The organism is Pantoea sp. Morm, from assembly GCF_016643525.1.
Lineage (GTDB): Bacteria > Pseudomonadota > Gammaproteobacteria > Enterobacterales > Enterobacteriaceae > Pantoea > Pantoea dispersa.
The window spans coordinates 1-7,052 of sequence record NZ_VOQX01000147.1; the positions used below are offsets into that span (position 1 = coordinate 1).

The 7,052-nt window shown below is 56.4% G+C and carries 12 protein-coding genes; 7 read left to right on the top strand and 5 right to left on the bottom strand.

What is annotated here, in order from left to right; all coding sequences use genetic code 11:
• On the bottom strand, window positions 1–447 hold a 447-nt coding region (locus FT726_RS25450; protein WP_346303672.1), incomplete at its 3' end, for an N-acetyltransferase family protein.
• 191 nt (window positions 448–638) lie between these two features.
• Here FT726_RS25450 and FT726_RS25455 point away from each other — a divergent pair.
• Together FT726_RS25455 and nadS are read left to right on the top strand one after the other, a co-directional pair.
• On the top strand, window positions 639–974 hold the full coding sequence (locus FT726_RS25455) for a type II toxin-antitoxin system RelE/ParE family toxin (RefSeq protein WP_376738787.1): 336 nt from the start codon (window positions 639–641) through the stop codon (window positions 972–974).
• A 25-nt stretch (window positions 975–999) separates the two neighbouring features.
• The gene (nadS, locus tag FT726_RS25460) at window positions 1,000–1,296 is read left to right on the top strand and encodes a NadS family protein (protein WP_125311239.1); all 297 of its coding nucleotides are present in this window, start codon (window positions 1,000–1,002) and stop codon (window positions 1,294–1,296) included.
• Between the two features lie 129 nt (window positions 1,297–1,425).
• Here nadS and FT726_RS25465 read toward each other — a convergent pair whose 3' ends face one another.
• Window positions 1,426–1,974, bottom strand: coding sequence for a helix-turn-helix domain-containing protein (locus FT726_RS25465; RefSeq protein ID WP_125311237.1), 549 nt, complete (start codon window positions 1,972–1,974; stop codon window positions 1,426–1,428).
• A 102-nt stretch (window positions 1,975–2,076) separates the two neighbouring features.
• Between FT726_RS25465 and FT726_RS25470 the strand changes: the two genes are divergently transcribed.
• From FT726_RS25470 to corA, 4 genes are all read left to right on the top strand, one after another.
• Window positions 2,077–2,751: an AzlC family ABC transporter permease gene (locus FT726_RS25470; protein WP_058758973.1), complete on the top strand. Its 675-nt coding sequence runs from the start codon at window positions 2,077–2,079 to the stop codon at window positions 2,749–2,751.
• Window positions 2,741–3,061 carry an AzlD domain-containing protein gene (locus tag FT726_RS25475; RefSeq protein WP_021508856.1) on the top strand — a complete coding sequence of 107 codons (321 nt, stop codon included), beginning with the start codon at window positions 2,741–2,743 and terminating at the stop codon, window positions 3,059–3,061. Before FT726_RS25470 ends, FT726_RS25475 begins: the two co-directional genes overlap by 11 nt.
• Window positions 3,062–3,134: 73 nt before the next feature.
• Window positions 3,135–3,617, top strand: a complete 483-nt coding sequence (locus FT726_RS25480; RefSeq protein WP_288423605.1) for a GNAT family N-acetyltransferase — start codon at window positions 3,135–3,137, stop codon at window positions 3,615–3,617.
• A gap of 31 nt (window positions 3,618–3,648) precedes the next feature.
• Window positions 3,649–4,617: a magnesium/cobalt transporter CorA gene (gene corA, locus FT726_RS25485; protein WP_021508858.1), complete on the top strand. Its 969-nt coding sequence runs from the start codon at window positions 3,649–3,651 to the stop codon at window positions 4,615–4,617.
• A gap of 79 nt (window positions 4,618–4,696) precedes the next feature.
• Here corA and FT726_RS25490 read toward each other — a convergent pair whose 3' ends face one another.
• Window positions 4,697–5,431, bottom strand: a complete 735-nt coding sequence (locus FT726_RS25490; protein WP_058781030.1) for an SDR family oxidoreductase — start codon at window positions 5,429–5,431, stop codon at window positions 4,697–4,699.
• Window positions 5,432–5,591: 160 nt separating this feature from the next.
• Here FT726_RS25490 and FT726_RS25495 point away from each other — a divergent pair, with 160 nt between their 5' ends.
• The gene (locus FT726_RS25495) at window positions 5,592–6,524 is read left to right on the top strand and encodes an AraC family transcriptional regulator (RefSeq protein ID WP_021508860.1); all 933 of its coding nucleotides are present in this window, start codon (window positions 5,592–5,594) and stop codon (window positions 6,522–6,524) included.
• A 1-nt stretch (window position 6,525) separates the two neighbouring features.
• Here FT726_RS25495 and FT726_RS25500 read toward each other — a convergent pair whose 3' ends face one another.
• Together FT726_RS25500 and FT726_RS25505 are read right to left on the bottom strand one after the other, a co-directional pair.
• On the bottom strand, window positions 6,526–6,657 hold the full coding sequence (locus tag FT726_RS25500; protein WP_254919538.1) for a hypothetical protein: 132 nt from the start codon (window positions 6,655–6,657) through the stop codon (window positions 6,526–6,528).
• 29 nt (window positions 6,658–6,686) lie between these two features.
• Window positions 6,687–6,818 (bottom strand): hypothetical protein, encoded by a 132-nt coding sequence (locus tag FT726_RS25505; protein ID WP_254919537.1) that lies wholly within the window; start codon window positions 6,816–6,818, stop codon window positions 6,687–6,689.
• Between the last annotated feature and the right edge of the window lie 234 nt (window positions 6,819–7,052).

The following is a 7,052-nucleotide window of genomic DNA, read 5'->3' on the forward strand; positions in this document are numbered from 1 at the left end:
TTTGTAACCCACCGATTTCATCACGCCGGTGTGCTCAAAACCGAGCGCCCGGTGTACTCCCAGCGAGCCCTGGTTGGCGCTGTCACCGATAATCGCGATGATCTGGCGAAAGCCAGCGGCTTCGGCCTGCGCCACCGCTTTTTGCAGCAGCGCCTTACCGATGCCGCGTCCGGTTTGCTGCGGGTCGAGATAGATAGAGTCTTCCAGCGTGAAGCGGTAGGCGTAACGCGGACGATACGGCGCGAGATAGCAGTAACCCAGCACCTGATCCTGCTCCTCAGCCACCAGCCAGTAACCGCCGCGCTCATGCACATCATTAATGCGCCGCAGCATTTCACTCTCCGCCGGCGGTTCCGTTTCGAAGGTTGCGGTGCCGTGCAGCACGTGCCAGGCGTAAATCTTCTGTATCGCCGCCGCGTGATGCGGCTGCGCGGGAATAATGTCCATATGTTCCTGCTGTTCTGCCAATGATGCTGACAGCATGCCACCGCGCCGCAGCGCAATCATCCGCCTTAGTCATAGGAAATTGTGATAGTGGTATTGCTAATGGGTTTTAAGACGATGCGCATCTCGCTCAAAGCCTTGCGGCAGTACCCTGTACTAAAAATAGCTGGAAATTAGTACGGGGTACGATTAAAGTGATAGGTAATTATCTGGAATTTATCGAAACACGCGTGTTTTCAAAAGCTCGTAAAAGTCTGCTGGCAGACGATAACGAATTTCAGGAACTCCAGGTTTTTTTGCTGGAGCATCATGAGTCGGGTGCCACCATCAGTCAGACCGGAGGATGCAGAAAGATCCGCTGGAGCCGGGCCGGAATGGGGAAACAAGGCGGAACAAGGATCATTTACTACAACCGCCTAAGTTCAGGCAGAATTTATCTGTTACTCATCTATCCCAAAAATGCGAAGGATGATTTAAATGAAACGGAAAAAGCGCTGCTAAAAGCATTTACTCAACAAATAAACCTTTAAGCCACAGATCCACGAAGATTAAACTATGGAAAAACAGCTATTTAACGACCTGCTGGAAAGCGTGCAGGAAATGGTCGCCATTGAGCAGGGCCATGAATCACCGGACATAAACCGCATCCACCGTCATGAACTGCCGGATGTAAAGCTGATCAGAAAAAATGCGGGGCTAAAGCAAGCTGAGTTTGCCGATGCGATGGGCGTGAGCGTGGATCTTATTCGTAGCTGGGAGCAACACAGACGCAGCCCTACCGGACCAGCATTAAAAATGCTTTATCTCATTCAGCAGCAGCCCTTACTGATTAACGCATTACAGGCGTTGTAATCCCAGTTGCGCTACCGATTATTATCATGGCCTGGCAGATTGCCTGTTGCGGCGCTTTCAGCAACCACCAGACGGATTGAGCTCACAAACTTTAGCTGTGAGCTAAGGCATGTTTGAAGCTTATAACGTCTAATTCTGCTCCGACAGCTGGACCGCCATGGTATCGGCGTCGAGCGCCTCGAAGATGTGCGGTTCATCAGCGGGATAACAAATATAATCGCCGGGGAAGAGTTCGACCGGCGCGTCCATCGGGCCGACCCGCGCGCGACCGCGTGCCAGGATGATGTGTTCGACTGAACCCGGTGGATGCGGTTTTGACGCGCGCGGTGCGCCGGGCTGGCTGGTAATCAAGTACAGATCGCGGCGGCCGCCCGGCGGACAGCTGGCCAGTAGCGCGGCCTGAAAGTCCGCTAACTCTGCTGACACCACCATGCCTTCGCCACGCCGAATCACCTGCATCTTTTTCACTTCCGGCTCCATCAGCCGTGCAAACGGAATATTCAGCGCCACACACAGTGACCATAACGTCTCAATGCTGGGGTTACCGTTGCCTGCCTCCAGTTGCGACAGCGTTGACTTGGCGATGCCAGCGCGGCGCGCCACTTCCGTCAGCGAAAGTCCGGCGCGCTGGCGTTCGCGCACCAGTCCGGCGGCAATGATAGCAATGGGCGGGGTCACAATTACTCCTGTTCTTTATATCGAACGTTTTGTTCATCTTGTAAAACACGTACGGTGCGTTCATTATAACGGCTTTCTTGTTCGTTATGAGATCAAATTGTGATGCGTCTGGGTGCCGTACCGCTTGATCGCGGCGTATTGAAAGCGATCTTCCTTGTTTGTCTGGCCGACGGCATCGTTGGCCTCTCCTATGGTTCTCTTGCCGCTGCCGACGGTTTTCCGCTCTGGGTGCCGATTGCGCTCTCGACGCTGGTGCTGGCGGGTGCGTCCGAGTTTTTGTTTATTGGCATCGTGGCAGGCGGCGGCAGTCCGTTAACCGCTGCCGCAGCCGGTTTACTGGTCAACGCGCGTCATCTGCCGTTTGGCATTGCGGTGAAAGACCTGGTCGGGCAGGGCGGACGCAGCCTGCTGGGCTGCCATATCATGAATGACGAGAGCGTGGTGTTCGGTATTTCACAGCCGAAGCTGGCGCAGCGTCGGGCGGCTTACTGGGTTTGCGGACTGGGTATTTTTGCCATCTGGCCGCTCACGGTGATTGCCGGTGCGGTGATTGGACGCTTTATTCCTGATGTGTCGGCGATTGGCCTGGACGCGGTGTTTCCGGCCATCCTGATCGCGCTGATTTTCCCGGCGCTGCGCCAGCGTCGCACGCGCATTCCGGCCACCCTCGGGGCGCTACTTTCCGTGCTGGCAACGCCTTTTGTGCCAGCCGGTATGCCGGTGCTGTTTTCTTTACTCGGTTTGCTGAGCTGGCGGGAGCGCAAAGATGCAAAATAGTTTAGTGATTGCCGGCATCGCGCTGCTGGCTGCAGGCACGTATGCGATTCGCTTTGCCGGTTACCGGCTGGGCAGCCGGATGCACATGTCGGAACGGGTGCGCAACATGCTGTCCGACGCGGCAACGGTGCTGCTGCTGGCTGTCGCTGTCACCACCGCGCTGTTTGAGGGCACCGATTTCGCCGGCGTTGCGCGACTGACCGGCGTGTTGTTCGCGGTGTTTCTCGCCTGGCGTCGCGCGCCATTGATCCTGGTAATCATCGGTGCGGCGGTGATGACGGCGCTGCTGCGCTATTTTGGCGTACCGTAAGCGGCGGCGTTATCTTTTCATCACGTTTTTTTGCTACTGTGGCAAGTCCGCAGTTAGCTCAACAGGAGTAAAGATGACGCCGCGACTAGCCCACATTGATGAAACACCGGCGCTATGGCGAATCCGTAATCTGGCCATTCGGCATGGCTGTCGTGAGGTTTACTCCGCTGAGATCATTGCCGCATGGACGCCGGACGAATTACCGCATGCTTACTACGATGCCGTGAAAAATAATCCTTTTTATGTGATTGATGATGCAAAGCACGGTGTGGCTGCGACCGGCTTTCTCGATCTGCAAAGCGGCAGCGTTGAAGCGATTTTTACTTTGCCAGCCTGCCACGGTAAAGGCTATGCCAGTGCGATTATGCACGCCATTATTGCTGAAGCACGCCGTCGCGCGTTCAGCCACCTGACACTGGCTGCGACACCGAATGCCAGTGGTTTTTATTTACGTCACGGTTTCAGCACGCTGCGCGAGGCGCTTTATCCCTCTTCGCTGGCCGGTGCGGATTTAGCGTGTATAGAAATGCAGCTCAAGCTTTGCAGCTATGATTAGGGATAGAGAGTACAACAAGGACAACGCGAAAATGGTGATTAACTGCGTGGTGTATCGCCACGGCAAACGCGAAGAGCATGTCGAAGTCGATCAAATCAGCGAAGTGCTGAAAGAGGAAAAATCGTTCGTCTGGCTTGGCCTGTATCAACCCGATCCGGCGTTCATGCAAACGCTGCAGGAAGAGTTTAGCCTGCATGAGCTGGCGATTGAGGATGCGCTGGTGGCGCATCAGCGTCCCAAGATTGAGCAGTACGGCGAATCGGTATTTATCGTGGTGAAAACCGCACACATGGAAGATCGCCAGCGCATCAGCTTTGGCGAAACCCACTTTTTCCTCGGTAAAAATTTTCTGATTACCGTGCGCCACGGTTCGGTTGAGGGCTATAAAGCGATTCGCGCCAAAGCCGAGAAAAATCATGCCATGCTGTGCCAGGGACCCGGCTATGCGCTCTACTGCATCCTCGATTTTATCGTCGACAACTACAGCAAAATCACCGAATCGCTGAGTGAACGTATTGCTGACCTGGAAGACGGCATGTTCACCACCCGCTTTGACAGCGTCACGCTGGAAAATGTTTACCATTTGCGGCGTCAGCTGCTGTCGTTGCGCAATGCGGCAATGCCGGTGACGGAAATCTGCCCGCAGCTGGTGCGCTTCCATGAAGATATCATCCCGAAAAATCTGCGCGCCTATCTGCGCGACGTGCAGGATCACGCGCACCACGTAATGATTGATGCCGAAGACATGCGCGAAACGCTGGCCAGCGCCATGCAGGTGAATCTGGCGCTGGTCTCGGTACAGCAGAGTGAGGTGAATAAAAAACTGGCCGGCTGGGGGGCAATCCTGATTGTGCCGACCATCATCTTCAGTATGTACGGCATGAACTTCTCAGACATGCCCGAGCTGCACAGCCACTTTGGCTATCCGGCGGCGCTGGCGGTCACGCTGGTGATCTGTTTCGTTATGTGGTGGCGGCTGAAAAAAGCGGGCTGGCTGTAAGCGTGATGGCCTGCGCGCGCTGTCACCAGACGCGCAGGCCAGGGCGATTTCAGCCTGAAATCGCCACGCTCCATTAGCCTCAATGCGCGCTGGCAGTAGGGCGCACCGTGATCTCATTGACATCAACTTCGCCAGGCTGATTAATGGCCCAGCTCACCGCCTGCGCAATGGCTTCGGGTTTTAACGCAATCTGACGATAGCTCTGCATGGCCACGCGTGCGGTCTCGTCAGTGATGGTGTCCGCCAGTTCCGATTCCACCACGCCGGGATTAATGACCGTCACCCGCAGCTGGCGCGATTCCTGACGCAGGCCATCCGAAATGGCGCGAACGGCGAATTTTGTGGCGCAATACACCGCTGCCGTCGGCGATACCGCCAGCGCACCAATCGAGGCGATATTGATGATATGGCCGCTTTGCTGCGATTCCATAAGCGGCAGTACGGCAGCGATGCCGTACAGTACGCCACGCACGTTGACGTCGAGCATACGGTCCCATTCATCCACCTTCAGCGAACTGAGCGGCGACAGCGGCATGACGCCGGCATTGTTGATCATTACATCAACCCGACCATATTTATCGCGGGCAAAATCGGCCAGCTGCTGCGTATCGGCTCGCTGCGTTACGTCGGTGGCCAGATAATCCAGTTGCGCGCCGCTGGCACGCAGTTCATCACACAGTATTGCCAGCCGATCGGTACGGCGCGCGCCCAGCACCAGTTTATGCCCCTGACTGGCCAGCAGACGTGCTATCGCTTCGCCGATGCCGCTGCTGGCGCCGGTCAGAATAATCACTTTCGCATTGGAATGAGCCATGATGGTTTCCTCGTGTTGGTTGACGAGGCTATTGTGGAAAACGCCGGCTAAAGCGAACAGACCGGATTGTGGCGCATCATTGCCTGATTCTCTCGTCACGGTTGTGAGTAAGGAAGAAACCTGGCTATGCTTTGCCTGAACCTCTCACCGGAAACCCGTTATGTCGCAAACCGTACAACAGCAGACCTGCGCGCTGCTGCGCCAGCTGGCACCGCAGGAAGGTTACACCGCATCACTGCTCGACAGCGTGCGCTTTATGCGTGCCGACCGGCAGTGGGCGCGCACGCCGGTTCTTTATGAGCCGAGCATCATCATTATCTGTCAGGGCTCGAAGCGGGCGTTTCTTGCCGACAAAATGTATCGCTACGACGCACAGCACTATCTGGTGTTGTCGGTGCCGCTGCCGTTCTCCGCTGAGACTGAAGCGACCTCCGCCGAACCGTTGCTGGGACTGGCTATCCGTCTGGATGCGGCCACGCTGGCGCGACTGGTGACGCAGGTCGCAGCGGCAGACATTCCGCTGGCGGAGACACCAGCCAGCATTATTTCGACGCCGGTAAATGAGACGCTGGCGGACAGCACGCTGCGCCTGTTACAGGCGCTGAGCGATCCGCTGGAAGCGCAGGTTTTAGGCCCGGCACGGGTAGAAGAGATTTGCTTTCGTGTGTTGCTGGGTGAGCAGGGCGGTGCGGTGCGCGCAGCGCTGACCTATCAGGGGCATTTTGGCCGCATCGCGCGGGCGCTGCAGCGCATTCATGCTGACTGGCAGCAGCCGCTGGATGTGCCGCATCTGGCCAGCGAAGCGGGCATGAGCGTTCCGCGCTTCCATCTGCATTTCAAAAGCGTCACGCAGACCTCGCCGATTCAGTATCTCAAGTCGCTGCGGCTGCATCAGGCGCGTTTGATGATGATTCGCGATAATCTCACCGCCGCCGGTGCCGCCGCACGCGTCGGTTACGAAAGTGATTCACAGTTTAACCGGGAGTTTAAGCGGATGTTTGGTCGCACCCCGGCTGACGAGGCGCGGGTGATGAAACGCGCCTTTGCGCTGCTGCCGCCGGAACAGTTATCCGCGCGGCTACAGGCACATTAGGTCAGTACGCGATGACGATTGCCGCCACCACGCCAATCCAGAACAGCAGGCTGGCAGCCAGTGCCAGCTGGCACAGTAACCGGCGGGAAAAACTCAGCAGCGCACTGAGGCGCGGCGATAACATTAATACCATAATCATCCCTCACAACAGCCAGCAACTGTTCAGCGCAGCCCCATCACGGCAACCACCAGCAGAATCCAGAAAAATGCACAACCTGTTAGCAGGAAACGCCAGACAAGATGGCGTTCGGGAGTCAGCAGCGTGTGCAGACGCATACGAAGAAGCAGTGGCATAGCAACCTCAAATCAGAAAGTTTTACCGGGAATATCTGGCAGCTGAGAACAGAAAATTCTGTCAGCGAATAAGAACATTCTGACGTGTTATAAGGCCGCGAAACGACAAGACCAGTCTTGAAAACAGGCTGAGAAATTCCTCATGAGGCAGGCGGCAGCCACAGCGGACATCAGATGCCGCTGTGGCCATCAGGCACAGCAAAGCCGGTTACACGCTGCGCGTGACGCCGCCGT

Coding starts and splice junctions, on each gene's coding strand:
- nadS (WP_125311239.1), top strand. CDS start 1,000: ATGGAAAAACAGCTATTTAACGACCTGCTGGAAAGCGTGCAGGAAATG.
- FT726_RS25470 (WP_058758973.1), top strand. CDS start 2,077: ATGCGTCTGGGTGCCGTACCGCTTGATCGCGGCGTATTGAAAGCGATC.
- FT726_RS25475 (WP_021508856.1), top strand. CDS start 2,741: ATGCAAAATAGTTTAGTGATTGCCGGCATCGCGCTGCTGGCTGCAGGC.
- FT726_RS25480 (WP_288423605.1), top strand. CDS start 3,135: ATGACGCCGCGACTAGCCCACATTGATGAAACACCGGCGCTATGGCGA.
- corA (WP_021508858.1), top strand. CDS start 3,649: ATGGTGATTAACTGCGTGGTGTATCGCCACGGCAAACGCGAAGAGCAT.
- FT726_RS25490 (WP_058781030.1), bottom strand. CDS start 5,431: ATGGCTCATTCCAATGCGAAAGTGATTATTCTGACCGGCGCCAGCAGC.
- FT726_RS25495 (WP_021508860.1), top strand. CDS start 5,592: ATGTCGCAAACCGTACAACAGCAGACCTGCGCGCTGCTGCGCCAGCTG.
- FT726_RS25500 (WP_254919538.1), bottom strand. CDS start 6,657: ATGGTATTAATGTTATCGCCGCGCCTCAGTGCGCTGCTGAGTTTTTCC.
- FT726_RS25505 (WP_254919537.1), bottom strand. CDS start 6,818: ATGCCACTGCTTCTTCGTATGCGTCTGCACACGCTGCTGACTCCCGAA.